Origin of the sequence: Streptodolium elevatio (assembly GCF_040649515.1) — a bacterium.
GTDB classification, from domain to species: Bacteria; Actinomycetota; Actinomycetes; order Streptomycetales; family Streptomycetaceae; genus Yinghuangia; species Yinghuangia elevatio.
Genome location: NZ_JBEZFP010000063.1, coordinates 1 through 21,213, shown reverse-complemented (window position 1 = coordinate 21,213; position 21,213 = coordinate 1). Strand labels below are relative to the sequence as shown.

The following is a 21,213-nucleotide window of genomic DNA, read 5'->3' as shown; positions in this document are numbered from 1 at the left end:
TCTCTTCGACGTCACGCGATCTTTCGGAGCAGGACCCCGTGCCTGGCTCCGGGGACGCTGGAGGCCAGCAGAAACAGCTCATCGATCTCCTCCTCTCCCGACGCGGCAATATCGACGAGGTTGATGAGCGGGTCCGCGGCGAAGCAGTGGCCAATACGTTCGATGTTCTGCGTGCGTACTTGCCGTGCGGTGAAGCCGGCCTGGCGCTCCTTGAGGGTCACCAGCGGCCGGACGAGGTTGGCGGGCAGCAGCGCGCCGACCTTCTCCAGCGGGATGCCGGTGGCGCGCTGGAGCTGGTCGTTGACCGCGACGGCGAGCCGGGGGTCGATCTGGTCGCGCTGCCCCATGACCTCGGCGTCCTGTGCGGAGGCCGAGGCGAGGAACTGGTAGGCGTCCGGCCCCTGTTCGACGGAGCTGACCAGGCAGCTGGCCGCGCCGTCGCTGAACAGGGCGAACTTCTCCAGGCGTTCGGACTCGTCGGCGATGCGGTCGGCGGTGACGACGAGGACGGTGCGCAGGCTGCCGTTCTCCACCAGGGACCGGGCGACGTGCAGGGCGGCGAGCAGGTTGTTGCACCTGTTGAGGGTCATCCCGCACGCGAAGGACACCGCGGGTAGCCGGAGTTCCCCCAGCACGGTGCCGAGGAGGCCGGCGTGGTCGTCGACCGAACTCGGGAACGCGGTGGTGCACACGATGAACCCGTCGACCGATCTCCGGGGCACACCGGACGCCTTGAGCGTGGTCTCGGCACTGGCGACCGCCAGCTCGACCGGGGTGCGGTCGGTACGGAAGTAGCTGCCCCAGCCCCAGGCCCGGGGCGCCATGGGGATGCCGTAGCCCGCCACCCGGGCCTCCAACTGCTCGATGGCGGTGTGCGGTTGCTCGGTCTCGCCCAGGACGTAGCCGGGCGAGAGCAGATAGGCCGGAGGACTCATCCGTCGTTTCTTCCGTTCCGGTCGCCGTTGGACGGGGGGCGCGCCGGCCGTCGGTCGCATGGGGTACGCGTCCGGTGCGTCATGGCGCGAGCCGCACGACGGCGCGGGCCTCGCTGAGGACCTTGGCGCCGCCGCTGGTCACCACGAGGTCCACGCGGACCCGTCCGCCGTCGAGCAACGCGCCCACCCGGCCCCGGATTTCGACGTCCGTGCCGCGCTCGTCGTCGGGCACCACGACCGGCTTGGCGAAGCGGGTGCGGTACTCGACGATCGCGCCCGGGTCGCGCACCCAGTCGGTGACGGTGCGGGCGGCCAGCGCCATGGTGAGCATTCCGTGCGCGATGACGTCGGACATGCCCGCCTCGCGCGCCACCCGGGGGTTCCAGTGCACGGGGTTGAAGTCCTCGGAGGCCCCCGCGTACCGCACCAGGTCGGTCCGGGTGAGGGTGACCGTCCTGGGCGGGAGTTCGGTGCCGACCTCCGCGTCCTCAGCGCTGATCGCCATCGGGGCCACCGCCCTCCATGGCGTTCATGGAGACGAAGGTCATGTGCGTGGTGACGACGTGCCCGCCGTCCGCGTCCGCGAGGTCGGCCCGTAAACTCAGCACGTCGCGGCCGCGCAGGGTGCGGGCGCCGGTGATCTCCAGAGTGGTCACCAGACGGTCGCCCGCCTGGATCGGCCGGGTGTAGTCGAACCGCTGGTTGCCGTGCACGACGTACGTCGGATCGAACCCGATATCCCGGTAGTCGAACACGTCGTGCATCGCGCGGGCCACCACGACGAAGGAGAACGTCGGCGGTGCCAGAACGGCGGAATGGCCCAGGGCCCGTGCGGCCTGCGGGTCGGTGTACACGGGGGCGGGGTCGCCCACCGCTTCCGCGAAGCGCCGGATCGTCTCGGATTCCACCGGATACGGGTGCGCCGGCGGGTACTTCGTGCCGACGCACCTAGGGTTCAACGCCATGTCACTCCATCAACGTCTTCGGAAGTCGGTCGGGGCAGAGCGGTCGCCCGGCACGGTCAGTCGTCCCAGTGGTCGACGACCCTGCGCCGGATTTCGGCCGGGTAGGCCTGGGCGAACGAGGCGTGGTCCAGCCGCCCTTCGCCCCATGCGGGGAGCAGGCCGTCGTGCAGCACGCCCGGACCGCGCATCGCCTTGCGTTCCTCGTCCGTGTAACAGGCCATGAACGGCAGGACGACGGTGTCCCACGCCTCGCGCCGGTCCCGGGGGTGGAGGCGGGTGGCCAGCGCCCACAGCAGGTCGGCCTCGTCGGAGGGGTCCACGTCGTCGTCCAGCACGAACGTGGTGGGCATCATCGCGCTGGGGCCGCCGCTGTTGTGGATCACCTCGCCGATCCGGTGCACGAACTCCGCGGAGTCCACGCCGGGGAGGACGGCGCGCCAGTTGTCCGGCACGGTCACCACCGTCCAGTGCATGGCGGCGGGGAACGGCATCCACACCGTGGTGACCGGCAGGCCGGCGCGGCGCAGTCCGTACAGGGCGTTCGCGGCCCGGCCGGTGCCGGTCACGGTGTGGTACTCGTCGGCGGGCCGTCCCTCGGCGACGATGGGCCAGATCGGCGCGTCGCGGTGGGTGATCGCCTCGACGGAGAACACCGGTTGCAGGGACGTGTGGTTCGACGCGTAGCCGGCGTATTCGCCGAACGGGCCCTCCATGCTGTCCCGGCCCACCGACAGGTGCCCCTCGATCACCACCTCCGCGTGCGCGGGCACCTCGAGGTCGACGGTCTCGCAGCGCACCACGTCGACGGGCGCGCCCTGCAACGCGCCGATGTAGCCGCCCTCGTCGACGCCTCGCGGCAGCGGGATGCCGGCCACGAAGGGGATCGCGGGGGCGCCGCCCTGCACCAGGGCGTACGGCATCGGCTCGCCGCGCTCCGCCCAGGCCTGCCAGACCAGGCCGAGGTGCTGCGGCGGGATCACCAGACCGGTCATGCGCTTGCCGTCGAGCACCATGATCCGGGTAATCGACCAGTTGTTCCACGAGCCGTCGGGCGTCTTCGCGACGATGACGCCCCACGTGTTGAGGTAGTGGCCGCCGTCCTTCTCGTGGATGCGCGGCATCACGAAGCGGTCCAGCGTGGCGTCGTCGCCGAGCAGGACGTTCTCCTTGCACGGCGCACCCGCGGCCGGCACCGGGCGCGGCGGCACGGGTTCGGCGTCGCGGGTGCGCACCAGATGGTCGACCAGTTCGGCGGCCCCCGTGGTCGGCGGGAGCCCGACCGACAGCGCGAGCCGGGCCAGCGGCATGTCCGCCCGGGAGCTGACGCCGACCGGGGCACCGAACATCCGCATCCCGATGCGGTCGTCCGCGATATTGGTGAAAAACGGTGCGGGGGCCCGTAGTTCGTAGGAGCGCCGGGTGTGCGCGGCGGCCTCCAGATCGGCACTCACCGGGCGGTCGACGGTCTTCAGGTCGCCGATGGCGGCCAGGGCGTCGAGGTAGCTGCGCAGGTCGGCGAGGTGGCTCATGAGGTCGTCCCCCGGGTGGTGTTCGCGGTGACGGGGCGGCGTTCGAGGCCGTCGGCCGTCGGGGTGAGGTTCGCGTCCGGCAGTCCCTGCCAGCGACGTGCGCGGCGCGCGGCGATCCCGAACTGGTCGAGGACCCGGGAGACGATGTGGTCGACCATGTCGTCCACGCCGGAAGGGCGGTTGTAGAACGTCAGCACCGGCGGCAGGATCACCGCGCCCATGCGCGACAGCGTGAGCATGTTGTCGAGATGGATGTCGTTGAGCGGGGTCTCCCGCGGCACGAGCACGAGCTTGCGTCGTTCCTTGAGCGTGACGTCCGCGGCCCGCGCGACGAGGCCGTCCGCGTAGCCGATCCGGACGGCGGCGAGGGTCTTCATGCTGCACGGCATGACGACCATGCCGTCCACCGGGAACGACCCGGACGAGATCGCCGCCCCCTGGTCGTCGGGGGAGTACGCGGCGTCGGCGAGCGCGGCCACCTCCGCGGTGCTCAGACCGCTCTCGACCGTCAGCGTCGAGCGGGCCCATCTGCTGATCACCAGATGGGTCTCGACGTCCTCGTGCAGCCGCAGTTCCTGGAGCAGGCGTACGCCCAGGACCGCCCCGGTGGCACCGGTGATGGCCACGACCAGTCGCATCGTTCGCACCTCGCTCCTCTGCTCCGGGCGGTCAGCTGTCGGCCGTCGCCGTGGTGGTCGGGTGTTCCCGGCCCTGGCCGTCGTCCCGGCCGAGGCGGGCGTGGAACCGGCAGACCGCCGACCCCTCGCGCTTGCACTCCACGACCGAGTCGGCGGCCGCCACGCCGAGGCCCTCGAACCAGCCGCCGCGCAACTCCAGGCACGGGCATACGTAGTTCTCCAGCGAGCGGCTGGCCTTGAGCATCTTCAGCGCGTAGTGCTCGCTGACGACCGTGTCCCAGGTGCCGTCGTCGGCGAAGTCGGTCGACTCGAGGCGTACCGTGTCGGCGAACATCAGGCGGGCCAGTGCCTCCAGGACCCCGGCCACGTCCTTGGCCGAACCGTCCCGGCCGGACAGGTCCAGGCGGGTGCAGCGCGCGTAGAGCGTGGCGACGCGGCGGGCCACGAACTGCATGACCTCGGCGTTGAGTTCGTTGGCGGCGTCCTGCCCGAACCGGGCCTTCACCGCCTGGTACCACCGGGCGTCGTGCAGCCACCAGAACTGCCGCAGCAGTTCGATCTCCGTCGACTCCGGGAGTTCCGAGGAGGGTTCGCTCACCGCGCGTCCCCGCCGTCCGCCGCGCCGCCGGTCACCAGGAGGCCTCGGGCCCGGTCCGGCTGCTCGTCCCGGGTGGCGAGTTCGACCAGGACCAGCAGGACGTCGTCGGCGCTGCCGTCCTCGATCAGCAGCTGCGCCAGGTCCATGCCGTCGGCGAGCGCGTCGCCGGCCGGGCTGATGCAGATCACCGGGCCGCCGAGGCCCCAGCGCGCGGCCACCACGCCGAGCACGGCGCTGGGCACCGACTGGTAGAAGAGCAGCGGGGAGGCCGGCTTGCCGGAGTCGACCGAGCCGGTGACGGCGGCCTCGGTGGCCATGTCGCCGAGCCGGGTGACCAGGACGATCGCGGTACGGTCGCCGCGCTCCGGCGGCGCGGGGTGCTCGCCGTGGTGGGCGCCCAGGCAGCGGTCCGCCACGTGGGCGATGATCGGGCCGAACGGCGAGGCGGTGAACCCCGGGAGCTTCGGCGCCTCGGCGTCGTCCGGTGCGGGCCAGACGGTGTGCGCGAGGGTGGTCAGCGAGGACGCGGGCGCGGTCATACGGCACTCACCACCAGCGCGGTGTTGGCACCGCCGAAGGCGGCATTGAGGCTGAGCACGTGTCGCGCGTCCCGCTGCCTCGGGGTGTCGAGGACGAGGTCGAGGCGGCAGTCGGGGTCCGGACCCAGGTAGCCGGAATTGACCGGCAGGCTTCCGGACCGCAGGGCCAGCATGCAGATCACGAACTCGACGAGCCCGGCGGCCTGCAGCGCGTGCCCGTGCATCGACTTGGTCGAGCTCACCGGTATTTGCTCCGCGTGCTCGCCGAACGCCCGGTGCAGCGCGGCGGTTTCCGCGGCGTCGTTGTACGGCGTCCCGGTGCCGTGCGCGTTGACGTAGTCCAGGTCCTCGGGTCCCAGCCCGGCCCGGTCCAATGCGGCGCCTATCGCCCGGGCCATGCCCAGCCCCTCCGGGTGCGGCTGGCAGACGTGGTGCGCGTCGCCGGCCATGCCCCAGCCGGTCAGGTGCGCCAGCGGCCGCTGCCCGGCCCGGCTGTCCGCCGCCTCCAGGACCACGGCCCCGGCCCCGTCGCCGAGTAGCAGCCCCTTGCGTCCGGCGCTGAACGGCCGGAGCCGCCCGTCCGGCGCCAGCGCCTTGCCGGCGTTGAAGGTCGTGAAGGATTCGGCGTCGACCAGGTGGCCCCCGGCGACGACCACCCGGTCGTGTCGGCCGGTGGAGATCAGCGCGGCCGCGTCTGCCATGGCCGCGCTGGCCGCGACGCAGGCGTTGATGTACGTACGCCCGGCCCCGCCGAGCCCGCATGCGGCCGACAGTCGCTGCGCGGTGTCGCTGATGGGCCGCGACTCCTGCTCGGTCCGGGGCAGCCGGGAGACCTCGGGGTCGGCGTGCCGGGCGAGCACGACGGGGGCGCCCGCCCGCTCGTCCGCGGACAGGCCGGCCTGCTTGCAGGCCTCTTCGGTCAGCAGGACCAGTTCGGTGTCGAGGTCGAGTCCGGCGTCGGCCTGGGCGGCGACGCCGACCCGGTACCTGCTGGTGTCGAACCTGGTCACCGGGACGAAGGCCGGCTCACCGGAGTAGATCCCCTCGCGCAGCGCGTCGACCCCGTGCCCGTAGCCGGTGGTCACCGCCATCCCGGTGACGGCGACCGTCCTGCCGGCCCGACGTGGCCCGGATTGCCTGTTCACGTGCACCCTCCCGACGTCGCCAGTGAGTCATCTCGGTGCGGGGAGCGCATCAGTGCCCCATCGCCATGCCGCCGTCCACCGGGATGACCACGCCGGTGATGTACGCGGCCTCGGCGGAGGCCAGGAACGCGACCGTGACGGCCACCTCGTCCGCGGTGGCCATGCGCCCCAGCGGGATCTGGCCGACGATCTTGTCGCGCTGCCCCTGGGTCAGTGCGGCGGCCATGTCCGTGTCGGTGAGACCCGGCGCGACCACGTTGACCGTCACCCCGCGCGGCGCGAGCTCGCGGGCGAGCGAGCGGGCCATGCCGATCAGACCCGCCTTGGAAGCCGCGTAGTTGACCTGCCCCACGACCCCGCTCATGGCCGCGGTCGAGGAGATGACGACGACGCGCCCGGCCTTGGCCCGCATCAGGTGCCGCGCAGCGCGCCGGACCACCCGGTACGTCCCGGTGAGGTTGGTGTCGACCACCGAGGTGAAGTCGTCCTCGGACATCCGGATCAGCAGCGTGTCGTTCGTGATGCCGGCGCTCGTCACCAGTACCTCGACCGGTCCCTGCGCGGCCTCGACCTTGTCGAAGGCGTCGTCCACGGCGGCGGCGTCCTGGACGTCGCACCGCACGCCGAACAGGCCTTCGGGGGGCGGCCCCGAGCGGTAGGTCACCGCCACCCGGTCGCCGCCGGCCCCGAGCCGCCGGGCCACGGCCAGCCCGATTCCGCGGTTTCCACCGGTAACCAGGACAGAACGGCTCATCAGAAGGTCTCCAGCCTGACGCTCGGGGATGCGCGGCCCGGTCCGCGCCGTGGGGCAGAACCCACCCCCACGGGTGTTTCGTACGCCTTCGGGGGATGGGCAAATCTCATCGCCAGTGCACCCGAAACACCACGTCTCGCGCTGTGCCTTCCTGCTGCCTCATTACGGGCCAGTAGGGCAAGGCACACCCAAGGCACAGGGGGATATGGGTGCTTCGCCCGTCGGCCGTGCTGCAAACTGGCCCCGAGCCGGCGACCACGCTCCGGGTATACCTGTGACCGCAGTGTGTGCGGCGTCGAGCCTGCGTCGGCGTTCGGTGCGGCCGGGTGCGCCTGGTACGCCCCCGGAATCCGTCCGCAGGCCGCCTGGTACCGGTCCGCCGGTGCCCGGTGGTCCGGAAACGTGCCGAGCGGGGCCGGAAGACACCCGGCCCCGCCCTGCCACGACCGCCGCGATACGGGCGTGTCGTGTCGGTCGCTCGCGTTCGTCGTGTCGAGTTGGTCGTGTCGAGCTGGTCGTGTCGAGCTCGTTGTTTCGTGTCGGTCGTCTCGTGTCGGTCCGGGGCCCGCCCGAGCCGGTGGCCCGGGCGGGCGGTCACGGAGCGAGCCGCGCTGTTCCTCCACTGGGTCCCGCGGGAACTTCCGGAGCTCCCAAGGGCCTTCCTAGATGGATTCGAGGAATTTGTTCACCGACGGCAGATGGGTGTACGCATGCAGCGCGAACCGCACGCGCTCGGCTGCCGCCGCGCGTACGCCGCCCAGCAGGGTCGCGGCTCTGGCCGCCGTGTCGGCGGCGGCCACTCCGTCCCCGAGGGCGACCTGGGTCTCGGCGGCACGCAGCATGTACATGGCGCGTGCGGCCGGCGGCAGCGGCAGGCGGGTCGCCTCCGCCGTGGACAGGACCGGTGCGAAGTGCTTGATCGCGCGGTCCGGTTGGCCCAGATCCAGCAGCGAGACCCCGTCCATCAGGCGGAGCCAGGCGTGGCAGCGGATGGGCAGGATCGGAAGGCTGCCGGAGGCGACTCCGGTGTCCAGGACCTGCCTTCCCGACGACAGCGCCCTCCTGCGGCCCAGATCGTCCCCGCGCATGGCGTGGATGCGGGCGGTCTGCGCGTGCATGAGCGCGACCAGCGCTGGGTCCTTCACGCTGATCTGCTGGTCGTTGAGCAACTTGCCGACCGCCATGACGAGTTCGGCGGCCTCCTCGTGCAGTTGCAGGTCGAGGTACTGACCCACGTGCAGCGTGACGATCGCCGCCGCCGTCTCGGCGTCCGCGGCGGCCGTGGCGCACCGCAGCGCGGCGAGGTAGTACCGCTGCGAATTGATGTGCTCGCCCTGGAGGCGGGCGATGAACCCGCACACGGCCAGGCCCTCGGCCGCGATGATCAGCAGATCCGGGCCGCTCCGCAGGGCCTCGGGCGCGGCCAGGAAGTGGTTGGCCAGCGTCCGCAGTTCCATTTCGCTCGCGTGCACCAGCCAGTCGGCGGTGAACCGCTTCGTGAACGTCTGGAGCTCGCGCAGCCGGGTGCAGGCCTCCAGGACCGACCCGCTCTCGCCGTCCGTGCCCGGTCGGCGCAGCAGCCCCGAGCCGTCCCGGGCGACGTCGTCGGAAGATCTGCCCAGCGCCTCGGACATGGCGTCCGTCCAGGCCTCCGCGAGAGACCTGGCCGCCTTGCCGGTCGCGAGGAGGTACTCCTGCTGGATGAGCTTCCGGCCCACGACCGCGTCGAGTATCGCTTCCGGGACTGCCGCGCTGGTCCAGGGCAGTTCCAGTTGACGCGCGTCCCCGATGGCCAGGTGCAGCCAGTCGGGCCACTTGCGACTCATCACCTCTTCCTGGGGGACCGCATGGATGTGTGCCATCGCCAGTTGGGCGGTGAGTTCCGGCACTGCACGACCGGCCTCCCACCGGGAGACCTTCTCCCGCCGTGCGGCCATCTGGCCGAAACCGAGTTCGGCGTGTGTCTTGGCGATCAAGTGCGCGTATTCGCCGTGTGTGTAGCCTGCTTTGGCCCGTAACGCCGCCAAGGGATGGCGGTACCGGGCAGTGGACGCAATACCTGTGACGTCGCTCAACCTCGTGCCCCTCACTGAAGTCGGCCGTCGAGGAACCTCTTGTGTGTGACGAGGCCTTCACCTTGCTCTACGGCCTCGAAACCAGTACGGCCCGCGGGGAAGGGCGGGTTCACCATGCACGGGCCGATGCGGGCCACGCCGGGCGGAGCGGGCTCCGGCATGTTCCGTCGGCCCCTCACATGACGATAATGTGAACTCCGTATAACGAACTCTATTGACAATCACGGTGATTGGACATATGTCCCGCCCTCCTGCCGGCCGCCAGCCTGCCCGGCCGGAAGGGTTCCTGACGGAGCGCAACCAGCTGCAGTCGGCGCCGACAAGGAGTTAGAGACTTGCGCGAGTTCAGCGTGCCATCCCTGTACGACGTTCCCCCAGACGGAAATCTGACAGAACTGGTCCTGCGCAACGCCTCCGAGTACCCGGACCGGGCGGTGCTCGCCCGCAAGGTCTCCGGACGCTGGCAGGACGTCACCGCGGCCGGGTTCCTGGCCGAAGTGCGTGCTGCCGCCAAGGGTGTCATAGCGTCCGGCGTCCAGCCGGGCGACCGGGTCGCGCTCATGTCGCGCACCCGCTACGAATGGACGCTCCTGGACTTCGCGCTGTGGTTCGCCGGCGCGGTCTCGGTGCCCATCTACGAGACCTCCTCGGCCGAGCAGATCGAGTGGATCATCGGTGACTCGGGCGCGGTGGCGTGCATCGTCGAGTCCGCGGAGCACCAGGCCGTGGTCGAGGAGGTGCGCGATCGCCTGCCGCTGCTCAAGAACCTCTGGCAGATCGACGCGGGTGCGGTGGCGGAGCTGACCGAGGCAGGCCGCGACGTGGCCGACTCGGAGGTCGACGAGCGCAGCGCCTCGGCCGACGCCGACTCGCTGGCGACCATCGTCTACACCTCGGGCACCACCGGCCGCCCCAAGGGCTGCAAGCTCACCCACCGCAACTTCCTTGCGGAGTGCGGGAATACGATCGCGCTCAACAAGCCGCTCTTCTCCGACGACGCGTCCGTGCTGCTCTTCCTGCCGCTCGCACACGTCATGGCCCGCGTCGCGGCACTCGTCGCGATCATGGCACCCGTCAAACTCGGCCACCTCGGTGACGTCAAGAACGTCACCGAGGAACTCGCCGATTTCAGGCCGACGTTCCTCCTCGCCGTGCCGCGCGTGTTCGAGAAGGTCTACAACTCGGCCCGGTCGCAGGCACGCGCGGGCGGCAAGGGCAAGATCTTCGACCAGGCGGTGGAGACCGCCATCGCGTACAGCAAGGCACTGGAGACCCCGTCCGGACCGGGCCTGCCGCTGCGCCTGCGGCACAAGGTGTTCGACCGGCTCGTGTACGCGAAGCTGCGCGCTGTGCTGGGTGGTCGCGCCACCCACGCCATTTCCGGCGGCGCCCCGCTCGGGGCGCGCCTGGGCCACTTCTACCGCGGCCTCGGCTTCACCGTCCTGGAGGGCTACGGTCTCGCGGAGTCCTGCGCGGCGAGCACCTTCAACCCGCACGACCGCCAGAAGATCGGCACCGTCGGCCTGCCCATGCCGTGCAGCGGGGTGCGCATCGCCGACGACGGCGAGGTGCTGCTGAGCGGCGACCACATCTTCACCGGGTACTGGAACAACGAGAAGGCCACGGAGGCGGTGTTCACAGGGGACTGGTTCCACACCGGGGACCTCGGCGCACTCGACGACGAGGGCTACCTCACCATCACCGGGCGCAAGAAGGAGATTCTGGTGACCGCGGGCGGCAAGAACGTCGCCCCGGCGGTCATCGAGGACCGCATCCGGGCGCACGCGCTCGTCGCCGAGTGCATGGTGGTCGGTGACGCGAAACCGTTCGTGGCGGCGCTGGTCACCCTGGACGAGGAGTTCCTGCCGCGCTGGGCCCGGCAGAGCGGCAAGCCGGAGGACATCTCCGTGGCCGAACTCCGCGCCGACCCCGACCTGTTGGCCGAGATCCAGCAGGCTGTCGACGACGGGAACACGGCGGTCTCCCGCGGCGAGGCGGTCCGCAAGTTCCGTGTCCTGGACATCCAGTTCACCGTGGCGTCCGGCCACCTCACCCCCTCGCTGAAACTCAAGCGGCACGTGGTGATGGCGGACTTCGCGGCCGAGATCGACGGCCTGTACGCTTCCTGACCGGCGGGCCGGCGGGCCGGCGGGCCGGCGGCGGCGCGGGGCACGTCCCGCGCCGCCGCGTAGGGTTGAGAAGCACCCCATGTGGGTCGGTCGCGGACCGGCTCAGGGCCTGGGGACCCCGATGGGGTTCGGCACCGGGAACAGGCCGTCGTCGCTGATGCGCCGCCCGAGCCGCAGCGCGAGTCCGACCGCCTCCCGGACACCCTCGGCGCCGAGCCGGTCGACCGGTCCCGTGGCCAGTCGGTCGGTGGCGGCCTCCACCGACTCCCGCAATGCCAGTCCGGCGGGTGTGATCAGCCCGTCGCGGTCGAGCAACCCGCGTTCCGAAAGCCGCTGTTCCGCCCCGCGCCACTCCTCGTCGGTCCAGCCCCGGGTCCCCTGGATGATCTCCCGGGCCACCTGACCGGTCGCGACATGGCTCACCCCGGCCTCGAGTCCGGAAAGCCCGTGGTGCACCACGGAGACGACATGCCCGTCGCCGCGGTGCTCGCGCAACACCGCGGTCGCGAGCCACAGGCGTCCTTCGAGGTCGTCCGGGCGCGGTACGCCGGACCACGCGGCGGCAAGCGTGCGGCCCTCGTACGAGCAGCCCTCGACGGCGGCCTCCAGCAACTCGACCAGGCGGGCGAGGTCCGCGCGGGACACGGCCGGGGAGCCGGCACCCGTACCGGGGGTCGCGGCCGTCGCGGCGTCCGCCGCCGCGGCGCTCCCGAGCACCAGGGGCGGGCGGCCCGAGGACCCGGGCACCTCCGTCATCACCCGGGTCAGGGCCGCGGACACGGCGTCCAGCCGGGCCCGCACCGCCTTCTCGGGAGTCGTCACCGCCCAGGCGTCCGGCAGGGCGCGCGACACCCGGCGGGGCGCGAAGGAGAAGCTCAGCGCCTGGGCCGCGGGCGCGTCCAGGGCGCCCACCGGGGCCAACCGGCCCACGAAGTAACCCATCCAGTATCCGACCAGCCCGAGTGACCGGGACGCCTCGGCCGGCTCGGGCGCGTAGTAGGCCACGCCGTGGATCGGCTCGATCGCCTGCCACAGCCGGCGAGCAAGTGCGGGCACGTCTGTAGTCGTCATGGGCGCCAGTATGGGCCGTCGCCCGAACCCCCTGACAGGGCCGACAGGCTTATTGGAAACGGCAGTTGGTGGCTCGATGGGGAGGCGGCGCGCGGCCGTCCGGCCGCTGCGACCTGCCCGCTCGGCCGGGGTCCCGCGGCCCTCGCACGGGCCAGGACAGTGGCGCGCCACAGGATTTCCGCGCGCGAACGGCACTTCCCCCACCGGGGCGACCGCACCGGCCGGCACGGGTATGGGACGGACACAAGAGAGTTGGAGGCGGCAGATGGAGGACCGCGGACCTGGTGCGCCGCGCGTCTACAGAGTGTCGACGAATCGTCTACCCGGGATCGCTAGCATCCGTCGCGGGGGACGGAGTGCGGATGCCGTGCGCTCCACGGGCACCCGAAGGGGACTACGTGACGCCGTTCAACGTGCTCGGCCCCTTGGAAGTCGTACGAGACAGCACATCTGTGCCGCTAGGGGGCCTGCGGCGCAGGGCAACGCTTGCCTACCTGCTGCTCCACGCCAACAGCACCGTCCCCGTCGACCGTCTGGTCGACGCGTTGTGGCACGAGGAGCAGCCGCAAAGCGCCCGCAAGATACTCCAGAACGCCGTGTCCAGCCTGCGCCGCTCCGACGACCTGCTCTGCTCCATCGTCACCTGCCGGGACGGGTACCTGCTGCGCGTGGCCCCGGAGCACATCGACGCGTCCTGCTTCCGCGACCTCGCCGAACGCGGACGGCGCGAACTGGTTCGCGGCCAGTGGCGGCAGGCGGCCGCGACACTGCGCCGGGCGCTCGGCCTGTGGCGCGGGGAGGCACTCGCCGACCTGCTCGAAGTCGGTTTGCGCTGGCCGGAGTTGACCGAACTCAACGAGGCCGGCGTGGCCGCCTTCGAAGACCGCGTCACGGCCGACCTGATGCTGGGACGGCACACCGAGGTCGTCGCCGAGCTGGCCGTCGCGCTCGACGCCGACCCCGCGCGCGAGCGCATGTGCGGGCAGTTCATGCTCGCGCTGTACCGAAGCGGACGGCACACCGACGCGCTCGACGCGTACCGGCGCACGTGCCGCGCGCCGGCGGCGGACCCGGGTCCGGCGCCCGGTGCGGAGCTCAGCCGGCTGGAGAACGAAATCCTGCTGCACGACCCGGTCCTGCACGCGACCGAGGCGGTGCTCAGGTTCGTGGACTGGCCGCACCGTTCGTCGGACGGGGGGAACGAGATCGGCCGCGCGGTCATCAACGGACTGAGTCACCCCGCGACTTCGTGACCGGCCCGACGCGCCGCCGCCACGCTCCGTCCCGCCCGGAACCTGGAGGCACTGATGCACCACGGCACGAGATTCACGCTCCTGGGGCCGCTCGCGGCGGAGCGCCACGGCACCGATCTCCCGCTCGGCGGCGCCCGGCAGCGCGCCGCCCTCGGCTACCTGCTCCTGTATCCCAACCAGGTCGTCGCCACCAGTCGCCTGATCACCGCACTGTGGGGCGAGTCCGCACCGGTGTCGGCACGGAAGGTGCTGCAGAACACCGTCTGGCGGCTGCGCCGGCTGTTCGACGCCGACGACCGCCGCGACCGGACGTCCCGCACGCGCGTCGAACTCCTCACGCGCGCACCGGGATACCTGCTGCGCGTCGCACCCGAGCAGATCGACCTGCACCGTTTCCGCGGCCTCGCCGCCGAGGGACGCCAGGAACTGGACGCGGGCTCGCCGGAAAGCGCCTCGCAGCTCTGGCGCGACGCCCTCCACCTGTGGCGCGGGCCCGTGCTCGCCGACCTCGTGGAGGACGGCATCACCTGGCCCGAGCTCAAGGCCATCGCCAACGCCCGCCTCGACCTGCTGGAGGACCACTTCGACAACGAACTCGCCCTCGGCAGGCACGAGGCCATCGCCGCGGAACTCCAGGTCACCGCACGGGCCGAGCCGCGCCGCGAACGCCTGCTCGGGCTGCTCATGCTCACTCTCTACCGCTGCGGCCGGCACACCGAGGCCCTGGAGACCTTCGACCGGGCCCGCCTCGCGCTCATCGAAGAGCTCGGCCTCGAACCCGGCCACGAACTGCGCGACTTACGGCAGTCCATCCTCACCCACGACCCCGCCCTCCTGTACGCCCCGCGCACCCGGATCACCGCCCTGCCCCCGCCCCGGCCCGCCGCACCCGGCGCCACCCCCGTGGCCGCGGGCCGGACCGGTCCGCCGGACGCCGCGCAGGACCCCAGGCCCACCGGTCCGCCGGGCAATCCCGCGGCGGCCCGTCCGGCGGTGCCCGAACGCCGCGAGGAGGCCGCGGTCACCGAGCACAAGGAGGTCACCGCGGTCTTCGTCCGCGTGGCCTTTGCGCCCCGTGCCGAATACGCCGACCCCGAGGACGTCGAGGCGGCCACCGAACGCGTGGACAGCGCAATCCGGTTCGAGATCGCGCGCTTCGGGGGAGTGCTCACCACCCGCCTGGGCTCCCTGTGGGTGGCGGTGTTCGGTGCGCGCCGCACCCGTGACGACGACCCGGTCCGCGCGGTGTCCGCCGCGATGGCCGTCCGGCACCACGTGGAGGCGTCGTCCGGCATGGTCCCCGGTGCCGTCGTCCGCGCGGCGGTCGCCACCGGACCCGCCCTGGTCCGAGGCCGTACGGGGGCCGGAGCGGCGCCCCGGGTCACCGGCGCGATCCTCGACATGTGCCACTCGGTGCTGCCGCTGATCAGCGCCCACGAGGTGTGGGTCGGCGACGAGACCCGGCGCCAGACCGCCCGCGCGATCGCGTACCGGCGCGCCGGCGCGGCGTCGAACGCCTGGGCGGCCACCGGAATCCGGCTGCCCGGCGAACCGCCGGTCGCCGGCTCGCTGCTCGGGCGGTCCCGCGAACTGGATACGATTGTCGGCCTGTTCCGAACCGGCAAACGGCCGAGCCCGGCCCTCGTCGTCGCCGACGCCGGCATGGGCAAGAGCCGCATGATCGACGAGTTCGAGCACGTGCTGCGCTCGACGGCCGGCACCGAGCCGCGCCCGCTGGTCGTACGCCTCCCGCCGCGCCTCGTCGACACCAGCCTGCTGCCGCTGATCGCCGACGGCCTGTGCGACTGCTGCGACATCACCCCGGACCACACCCCGGAGGAGGCCAGGGAACGCCTGCGGCAGGCGATCCGGCGCGCGGTCCGCACGGAGCGCGACACGGAGTGGATGCTCGCCCGCCTGCACGCGGCGTTCGGCAGCGTCCCCGAGCACGGCGCCCCGACAGACCTCGACACGATCGTCACGGCATGGTGGCGCCTGCTCGAACACACCGCACTGGAAAGACCGGTGGCCGTCCTCATCGACGACCTGCACACTGCGGACGACACGATCCTCGAACTCGTCGGAAGGCACGTCACCCCGTCGGCCGCGAGCGAACTGTTCGTCCTGGCCACGGCCCGTCCCGAACTCGCCGAACGCCGCTCGCTCTACACGGCCGACGAGCGCAACGTCACCATGGTGTCGATGTCCCGTCTCCCGGACGCCGTCATCGACCGTCTGATCCGCACGCTGCTGGACGAGCACGGTCTGCCCGAATATGCGGGCGACGCGGAGCACTCCAACGAGGTGGCCGCCGAGGCCCGCGTACTGCTCGTCTCCCTGGCCGCCGGGAATCCTTTGCTCGCACACGAGTTCGTGAAGGCGTTCGTGGGCCATGTGCGTGAGGGGGAGCCGTGTGCGGTCGACCGTGAGCCGCACGACCTCGCGGCGCGCCTGCTGCCCAACGCGGTGCGCCGGGTCGTCGCGGCGCGCCTCGACCACCTGCCCGACTACGCGCGCAGTGTGCTGCGCGACGCCGCCGTCGTCGGGGACACCGTGTGGCCGGGGGCGGTGGCGGCGGCGTCCGATCGCGATCCCGCCGAGACCGAGGCGGCACTCGACATGCTGGCCCACTACGGCCTGTTGACCCGCGTGACGGCCGGCGAGCTACGCGACGAGGCGCAGTACGTCTTCCGGTACGGCCCGGTCCGGCACGTGGCCTACACGCGCGTCCCGCGCGCGGTCCGGATCGCCACCCAGACCCGGGTCGCGCAGTGGCTGGAATCCCAGGAGGATCCGGACGCGCTGCGCAAGCTCACCGCGTCCGGGCCCGCCTCGCGGGAACTGGTGCGACTGGCCGCACTGACCGAGCGCCTGCGGATCCGGCCGGCAGGCGGCGCGCCCGGAACGACCTGGCACGGCGACTGGGGGACCGTCTGACCAGGGCCGGGGACCGCGGGCCCGGCTCACTCCTCCAACGCGGTCTTCAGCCGGTCGAGTGTGGTGCGCATCGTGCGCCGGTTGTGCGCGGGACGGTCGCGTACACCGGTCACGATCGTGCTGAGCACGTACATCAGCGGGTTGCGCCGGTCGGTCCACGTCTCGGTGACCCGGGTGGCGGAGCCGTCCGGCGCCGGCGCGAACTCGTAGCGCCAGTTGGAGATCGCCAGGCCGCCGGACTTCACGTCGTACGCGAACACCCGGCCCGGCTCGGCCTCGGTGACCGTGCACAGCGTCGACCAGCGGAAGCGCCCGTTGCGGTTGTGGCCCTTGAACCGCGCGCCCACGGCGAGCGGCACCGAGGCGCCGCGGAGCGTCACCGCGACCGTCTCGGGGCTGCGCGTACCGACCGTGCGCACGTCGCTCACCGCGGCGTACGCCTCCTCCGGCGACACGGCGACGGTCACGGACTCGGAGACTGCTCCGGATGCGATGGTCCCTCCCCAGAGACGGGCGGCGCGCCTTCGCGCCAGGTCAGATGGGCGGCAGGTAGTCGGGCAGGTCCTTGCCGACCTGGCCCGGGAACACCGGGTCGCGGCGCGACAGGAACGCGTCGAAACCCTCGCCGGCGTCCGGGCTGCCGAGACTGTCCGCCATGAGGCGGGAGTCCAGCACGTGCGTCGGCACCGGGGACGCCATCATCCCCGTCCGATATACCATCCGCCGGATCGCCGCGACAGACACCGGCGCGGTCTTGTCCACGATCGCCTTGGCCAACTGGTAGGCCTTGGGAAGGAGTTGCTCCGACTCGTGGATGCTGTGCGCGAGGCCCGACGCGACGGCCTCCTGGGCGTCGAACGCGCGCCCGCTGATCAGCCAGTCCAGGGCGCAGCCCATTCCGACCAGGCGCGGCAGGAACCACGTGGACGCGCCCTCGGCGAATATCCCGCGGCGGCTGAAGACGAATCCGAAGCGCGCGTCGGCGGCCACCAGCCGGTAGTCCGCGGACAGCACGATCGTCGCGCCGGCACCGACCGCGGCACCGCGGATCGCCGCGATCACCGGCTTGTTCATGGCGAAAATGCGCATGGTGCAATGCCCGGCCGGTTCCTGCCAGGTCTCCCCGGCGGACGAGTCCGGCACCTTTTCGGCGATCAGCGCTATTTCCTCGGGAGCGAGGTCGAGCCCCGTGCAGAAGTGGTCGCCGGCGCCCGTGAACACCACCACGCGCACGTCCTCGTCGGCGTCCGCCTGGTCGAAGGCGCGGACGAGTTCTTCGGACATGCGCAGCGTGTAGCCGTTCCGGGCTTCCGGGCGGTTCAGCGAAATCGTCGCGATCCGGTCGGCCACCGAATACGTGATCTGCTGGTAAGCCGCGGTATCCCTGGGTTCGTCACTGGCCATGGCCGCCAAGTTAGCCGCGCACCGGGCCATTTGGCCCACCGTCCGTTAACCGCGCGCTCGCGGCCGGTGCGAAACCGGGCGGTTACCACGGAATGGACGACTGCGGCCTTGCGGTCGGTAGCTTGACCGACGTGTCTGCTGACAACCGATTCGGGCGAAGCGACGGGCCAAACATGATGGATCGCTCCGACATCATCGACCTGTACCGCAAGCATCTCGGCGAGGGCCAAGGCCGCGTCGCGACCCTTCTCGACCTGCCGGTCGAGGAATCCGCGAGCGGTGCGCGCGTCCGCTGCATCGACGGCCGCGAGATGCTGAACTGCGGCGGCTACGGCGCGTTCTTCGTGGGCGCCGGCCATCCCGCGGTGCTGGCGGCCGTACGCGAGCAACTGGAGCGCCAGGCGCTCTCCACACGCGTGCTCATCAACGAGGCCGCCGCCCGCGCCGCCCAGGCGCTGACCCGCGTCGCGCCGCCCGGGCTCGACAAGGTGCACTTCTCCTGCTCGGGGGCCGAGGCGGTGGAGACCGCGATCAAGATCGCCCGGGTCAACGGCCGGGGGCGGCTGATCTCGATGACCGGCGGTTACCACGGCAAGACCATGGGCGCGCTGACCGTGACCGCCCGCTCGGTGTACCAGGACCCGTTCCGGCCGCTGCTGCCCAACGTCGCGCACGTGCCCTTCGCGGACGTGGGGGCGCTCGCCGACTCGCTCGGCGACGACGCCTCCGACGCGTGCGTGATCGTGGAGCCGGTGCAGAGCGAAGGCGGCGTACTGGTGCCGCCGGAGGGCTACCTCAAGGCCGTCGAGGAGGTCTGCCGGCAGCGCGGGGCGATGCTCGTCCTGGACGAGGTCATGACCGGGCTCGGCCGGCTCGGCGCCTGGTGGGGGGCCGACCTGGAGGGCGTGGTGCCGGACGCCGTGCTGGTCGGGAAGTGCCTCAGCGGGGGCATGGTGCCGGTCGCCGCGACCCTGGTGTCGCGCGAGTACTTCGCGCCGTTCGACGCCGACCCGTACCTGCACACGTCGACGTACTCGGCCGCGCCGGTGGCGATGGCGGCGGTCCGCGCGACGGTGGAGACCATCGAGGCCGAAGGGCTCGTCGACCGGGCACGCCTGCTGGGCGAGCGCCTGGTGGCCACGTTGCGCCGGCTCACCGACACGCACATCCCGCACCTGGTCGCCGAAGTCCGCGGCCGCGGCGTGCTCATCGGCGTCGAGTTCGTCGACGGCCACCTGGCCGCCGAGTTCCTGATGGACCTGATGGACAACGGCGTGATCGCCAACCACTCCATGAACGCCCTGCCCGTCATCCGCTTCACGCCGCCCGCGGTGCTGACGGAGGAGGACGAGAAGCAGTTGGAGGCCGCCGTCGAGGCCGCGTGCGTCGCGTGCGCACGCCGCTTCCCGCGTCCCGAGGGAGCGCGCGCGTGACCGTGCGCAGCTCGCCGGCGGGCGGGGGAGAGAGCGCGGTGGCCGGCAAGACGATCCTGCTGACCGGCGCGAGCGGCGTGGTCGGCACCGCGATCCTCCAGGCCCTCGACGGCTACGACGTGGTGTCCGCGGTGCACCGCCGCCTCCCGGCCGGTTCGGGGCGCGTCGTGCAGGTCGACCTGACCAGGCCGCGGCTCGGCCTCGACGCGGCCGCGTACCGCCGCCTTTGTGCGGAGATCGACGTGGTGGTGCACTCCGCCGCCATCGTCAACTTCACCGCCGACCAGGCCGAAGTGGACCGCGTCAACATCGAGGGGCTCGGCCGCGTGGTCGAGTTCACCGCGGACGCCGACGCCCTGCTCGTGCACGTCAGCACCGCCTTCGTGATCCGGCACGTGGACGCGGGCGGAACGCTGGGCGGGGTCGCGGCGGCCAAGTCCTCGGCACGTCCGGACGAGTACGTCGACTCCAAGTACATCGGCGAGAACATCGTGCGGTCGAGCGGGCTCGACGTGGTGATCGTGCGCCCCTCCGTGGTCATCGGCGACTCCAAGTCCGGCGAGATCCGCGAGGCGCAGGGCGTGCACAGCCTCGCGGAGGCCACGCTCAAGGGGACCATCCCGTTCATTCCGGCCGCCGACGGCGACTGCGTGGACGTCGTGCCGTGCGACTATGTCGCCCTCGGCGTGAAGAGCGTGCTCGACGCGGGCTACCGCGAGGGCGAGTTCTGGCTCAGCGCGGGCGAACACGCCTTGTCCATGGACCGCTTCGTCGGGCTGGTGGCGGAGATCGGCCGGGAGGCCGGGATCGACGTGCCCGCGACCAGGGTCGTCGACCCGGAGATGGTCGAGCGCTTGGTACGTCCGGCATTCGCCGACGTGCTGAGCCCGGAGGACCTCAGCAAGCTCGACGGCCTGCTGGCGGTGTGCAGCTGTGTCGTGATCCCGGAGAAGCTCCCCAGCTCTCTCGGCGCGCTGCTGGGCGGCGACGTACCGCTCGACGCGGACGATTTCGAAGAGGCCTGGCGCATCTCGGTGCGGCGGCTGATCCAGGACATGAACGCGCCGAGCCGGGCCAAGCCGGCGTTCTCGTGGGACGAATGAGTCCGTCCCCACCAAGACTCCGGAAAGGGAATCACCGATGGAATGCTCGGTTGTACTGGATGCCCGGCTGCCCGGGCAGGACCCGGATGCGGCCTTCGCCTTGGTCGCCGATTTCGAGCAGTATCCGAGGCTGACGGAGAACGTGCGGAGCGTGCAGATCTTCCACCGCGCGGAAGGCGACATGGAGTCCACGTGGGCGGTCAACTTCCGCCGCGGCATCCTGGAGTGGACGGAACGCGACGAAGTCGACCCCGCCGCCCGCCGCCTGGAGTTCACGCAGACGAAAGGTGATTTCGCCAAGTTCATCGGCACATGGACCGTGGAGCCGGCTCCCGGCGGTGCTCTGGTCACCTTTTCCAGCCGCTTCGATCTCGGCATCGCGTCGCTGGCGTCGCTGGTCGACCCCGTTGCCTGCGCGGCGCTGCGGGACAGCATCAGCGACATTCTCCGCGGCCTCTTCGGGACCTCGACGGAAATCCGCGAGATAGAAGCGGCCCCGATCACCGGCTGAACCGCACACGCCCCGCGAACCGCCCGCCCCGGAACCTCGGGCCCGGGCGGTTTCCGCACGGGCACGTGACACGGCGCGTGACACGGCGCGTGACACGGCGCGTGACACGACGAAGGGGTCGGGGGCCGGGAGGGCCGGTGTGCCCTCCCCCCCCCCCCCCCGCGGCCGAACGGGAGAGCGGGGGGGGGGGGAGA

19 protein-coding genes are annotated in these 21,213 nt (G+C 71.7%); 6 read left to right on the top strand and 13 right to left on the bottom strand.

Features of this window, described 5'->3' with window-relative positions; all coding sequences use genetic code 11:
• Positions 1–11: 11 nt before the first annotated feature.
• The 10 genes from AB0C36_RS23300 to AB0C36_RS23255 form a co-directional block, all read right to left on the bottom strand.
• Complete coding sequence (locus AB0C36_RS23300) at positions 12–935, bottom strand: beta-ketoacyl-[acyl-carrier-protein] synthase family protein (protein WP_358356927.1); 924 nt, start codon at positions 933–935, stop codon at positions 12–14.
• Between the two features lie 79 nt (positions 936–1,014).
• Positions 1,015–1,440, bottom strand: a complete 426-nt coding sequence (locus AB0C36_RS23295; RefSeq protein WP_358356925.1) for a MaoC family dehydratase — start codon at positions 1,438–1,440, stop codon at positions 1,015–1,017.
• Positions 1,424–1,900 carry an FAS1-like dehydratase domain-containing protein gene (locus tag AB0C36_RS23290; RefSeq protein ID WP_358356923.1) on the bottom strand — a complete coding sequence of 159 codons (477 nt, stop codon included), beginning with the start codon at positions 1,898–1,900 and terminating at the stop codon, positions 1,424–1,426. Before AB0C36_RS23290 ends, AB0C36_RS23295 begins: the two co-directional genes overlap by 17 nt.
• Before the next feature lie 56 nt (positions 1,901–1,956).
• Entirely contained in the window at positions 1,957–3,429 is a 1,473-nt protein-coding gene (locus tag AB0C36_RS23285; protein ID WP_358356922.1) for a UbiD family decarboxylase, read from the bottom strand.
• Positions 3,426–4,067, bottom strand: a complete 642-nt coding sequence (locus AB0C36_RS23280) for a UbiX family flavin prenyltransferase (protein WP_358356920.1) — start codon at positions 4,065–4,067, stop codon at positions 3,426–3,428. Before AB0C36_RS23280 ends, AB0C36_RS23285 begins: the two co-directional genes overlap by 4 nt.
• Before the next feature lie 31 nt (positions 4,068–4,098).
• Positions 4,099–4,665 carry a hypothetical protein gene (locus AB0C36_RS23275; RefSeq protein ID WP_358356918.1) on the bottom strand — a complete coding sequence of 189 codons (567 nt, stop codon included), beginning with the start codon at positions 4,663–4,665 and terminating at the stop codon, positions 4,099–4,101.
• A complete protein-coding gene (locus AB0C36_RS23270) occupies positions 4,662–5,204 on the bottom strand; it encodes a beta-ketoacyl synthase chain length factor (RefSeq protein WP_358356916.1) in 543 nt (180 codons plus the stop codon). The genes AB0C36_RS23275 and AB0C36_RS23270 overlap by 4 nt, the downstream gene beginning before the upstream one ends.
• Entirely contained in the window at positions 5,201–6,349 is a 1,149-nt protein-coding gene (locus AB0C36_RS23265) for a beta-ketoacyl-[acyl-carrier-protein] synthase family protein (RefSeq protein WP_358356914.1), read from the bottom strand. The genes AB0C36_RS23270 and AB0C36_RS23265 overlap by 4 nt, the downstream gene beginning before the upstream one ends.
• Positions 6,350–6,398: 49 nt before the next feature.
• A complete protein-coding gene (fabG, locus tag AB0C36_RS23260) occupies positions 6,399–7,103 on the bottom strand; it encodes a 3-oxoacyl-ACP reductase FabG (protein WP_358356912.1) in 705 nt (234 codons plus the stop codon).
• A 662-nt stretch (positions 7,104–7,765) separates the two neighbouring features.
• Positions 7,766–9,193 carry an NsdA family TPR-like regulatory protein gene (locus tag AB0C36_RS23255; protein ID WP_494410257.1) on the bottom strand — a complete coding sequence of 476 codons (1,428 nt, stop codon included), beginning with the start codon at positions 9,191–9,193 and terminating at the stop codon, positions 7,766–7,768.
• Positions 9,194–9,513: 320 nt separating this feature from the next.
• Here AB0C36_RS23255 and AB0C36_RS23250 point away from each other — a divergent pair, with 320 nt between their 5' ends.
• Entirely contained in the window at positions 9,514–11,307 is a 1,794-nt protein-coding gene (locus AB0C36_RS23250; protein ID WP_358356909.1) for an AMP-dependent synthetase/ligase, read from the top strand.
• A gap of 102 nt (positions 11,308–11,409) precedes the next feature.
• On the opposite strand, the gene AB0C36_RS23245 is transcribed toward AB0C36_RS23250, so the two are convergent.
• Positions 11,410–12,378, bottom strand: coding sequence for an SCO6745 family protein (locus AB0C36_RS23245; RefSeq protein ID WP_358356907.1), 969 nt, complete (start codon positions 12,376–12,378; stop codon positions 11,410–11,412).
• A gap of 398 nt (positions 12,379–12,776) precedes the next feature.
• Here AB0C36_RS23245 and AB0C36_RS23240 point away from each other — a divergent pair, with 398 nt between their 5' ends.
• The gene (locus AB0C36_RS23240; protein ID WP_358356906.1) at positions 12,777–13,631 is read left to right on the top strand and encodes an AfsR/SARP family transcriptional regulator; all 855 of its coding nucleotides are present in this window, start codon (positions 12,777–12,779) and stop codon (positions 13,629–13,631) included.
• Positions 13,632–13,685: 54 nt separating this feature from the next.
• The gene (locus AB0C36_RS23235; RefSeq protein ID WP_358356904.1) at positions 13,686–16,568 is read left to right on the top strand and encodes an ATP-binding protein; all 2,883 of its coding nucleotides are present in this window, start codon (positions 13,686–13,688) and stop codon (positions 16,566–16,568) included.
• Between the two features lie 26 nt (positions 16,569–16,594).
• On the opposite strand, the gene AB0C36_RS23230 is transcribed toward AB0C36_RS23235, so the two are convergent.
• Both AB0C36_RS23230 and AB0C36_RS23225 read right to left on the bottom strand, forming a co-directional pair.
• Positions 16,595–17,062, bottom strand: coding sequence for an SRPBCC family protein (locus tag AB0C36_RS23230; RefSeq protein ID WP_358356970.1), 468 nt, complete (start codon positions 17,060–17,062; stop codon positions 16,595–16,597).
• A gap of 40 nt (positions 17,063–17,102) precedes the next feature.
• Complete coding sequence (locus tag AB0C36_RS23225) at positions 17,103–17,972, bottom strand: enoyl-CoA hydratase-related protein (RefSeq protein ID WP_358356902.1); 870 nt, start codon at positions 17,970–17,972, stop codon at positions 17,103–17,105.
• 173 nt (positions 17,973–18,145) lie between these two features.
• Between AB0C36_RS23225 and AB0C36_RS23220 the strand changes: the two genes are divergently transcribed.
• The 3 genes from AB0C36_RS23220 to AB0C36_RS23210 are packed head-to-tail and all read left to right on the top strand — an operon-like array spanning position 18,146 to position 21,019.
• Positions 18,146–19,405 (top strand): aspartate aminotransferase family protein, encoded by a 1,260-nt coding sequence (locus AB0C36_RS23220; protein WP_358356901.1) that lies wholly within the window; start codon positions 18,146–18,148, stop codon positions 19,403–19,405.
• The gene (locus AB0C36_RS23215; protein ID WP_358356899.1) at positions 19,402–20,508 is read left to right on the top strand and encodes an SDR family oxidoreductase; all 1,107 of its coding nucleotides are present in this window, start codon (positions 19,402–19,404) and stop codon (positions 20,506–20,508) included. Before AB0C36_RS23220 ends, AB0C36_RS23215 begins: the two co-directional genes overlap by 4 nt.
• 37 nt (positions 20,509–20,545) lie before the next feature.
• The gene (locus AB0C36_RS23210) at positions 20,546–21,019 is read left to right on the top strand and encodes a type II toxin-antitoxin system RatA family toxin (RefSeq protein WP_358356897.1); all 474 of its coding nucleotides are present in this window, start codon (positions 20,546–20,548) and stop codon (positions 21,017–21,019) included.
• The last annotated feature ends 194 nt before the right edge of the window (positions 21,020–21,213 follow it).

What these genes read in the sequence shown, in the direction of transcription:
- AB0C36_RS23295 (WP_358356925.1), bottom strand. Translation starts at nt 1,440, where the DNA reads ATGGCGATCAGCGCTGAGGACGCGGAGGTCGGCACCGAACTCCCGCCC.
- AB0C36_RS23300 (WP_358356927.1), bottom strand. Translation starts at nt 935, where the DNA reads ATGAGTCCTCCGGCCTATCTGCTCTCGCCCGGCTACGTCCTGGGCGAG.
- AB0C36_RS23290 (WP_358356923.1), bottom strand. Translation starts at nt 1,900, where the DNA reads ATGGCGTTGAACCCTAGGTGCGTCGGCACGAAGTACCCGCCGGCGCAC.
- fabG (WP_358356912.1), bottom strand. Translation starts at nt 7,103, where the DNA reads ATGAGCCGTTCTGTCCTGGTTACCGGTGGAAACCGCGGAATCGGGCTG.
- AB0C36_RS23235 (WP_358356904.1), top strand. Translation starts at nt 13,686, where the DNA reads ATGCACCACGGCACGAGATTCACGCTCCTGGGGCCGCTCGCGGCGGAG.
- AB0C36_RS23270 (WP_358356916.1), bottom strand. Translation starts at nt 5,204, where the DNA reads ATGACCGCGCCCGCGTCCTCGCTGACCACCCTCGCGCACACCGTCTGG.
- AB0C36_RS23280 (WP_358356920.1), bottom strand. Translation starts at nt 4,067, where the DNA reads ATGCGACTGGTCGTGGCCATCACCGGTGCCACCGGGGCGGTCCTGGGC.
- AB0C36_RS23225 (WP_358356902.1), bottom strand. Translation starts at nt 17,972, where the DNA reads ATGGCCAGTGACGAACCCAGGGATACCGCGGCTTACCAGCAGATCACG.
- AB0C36_RS23245 (WP_358356907.1), bottom strand. Translation starts at nt 12,378, where the DNA reads ATGACGACTACAGACGTGCCCGCACTTGCTCGCCGGCTGTGGCAGGCG.
- AB0C36_RS23210 (WP_358356897.1), top strand. Translation starts at nt 20,546, where the DNA reads ATGGAATGCTCGGTTGTACTGGATGCCCGGCTGCCCGGGCAGGACCCG.
- AB0C36_RS23285 (WP_358356922.1), bottom strand. Translation starts at nt 3,429, where the DNA reads ATGAGCCACCTCGCCGACCTGCGCAGCTACCTCGACGCCCTGGCCGCC.
- AB0C36_RS23220 (WP_358356901.1), top strand. Translation starts at nt 18,146, where the DNA reads ATGATGGATCGCTCCGACATCATCGACCTGTACCGCAAGCATCTCGGC.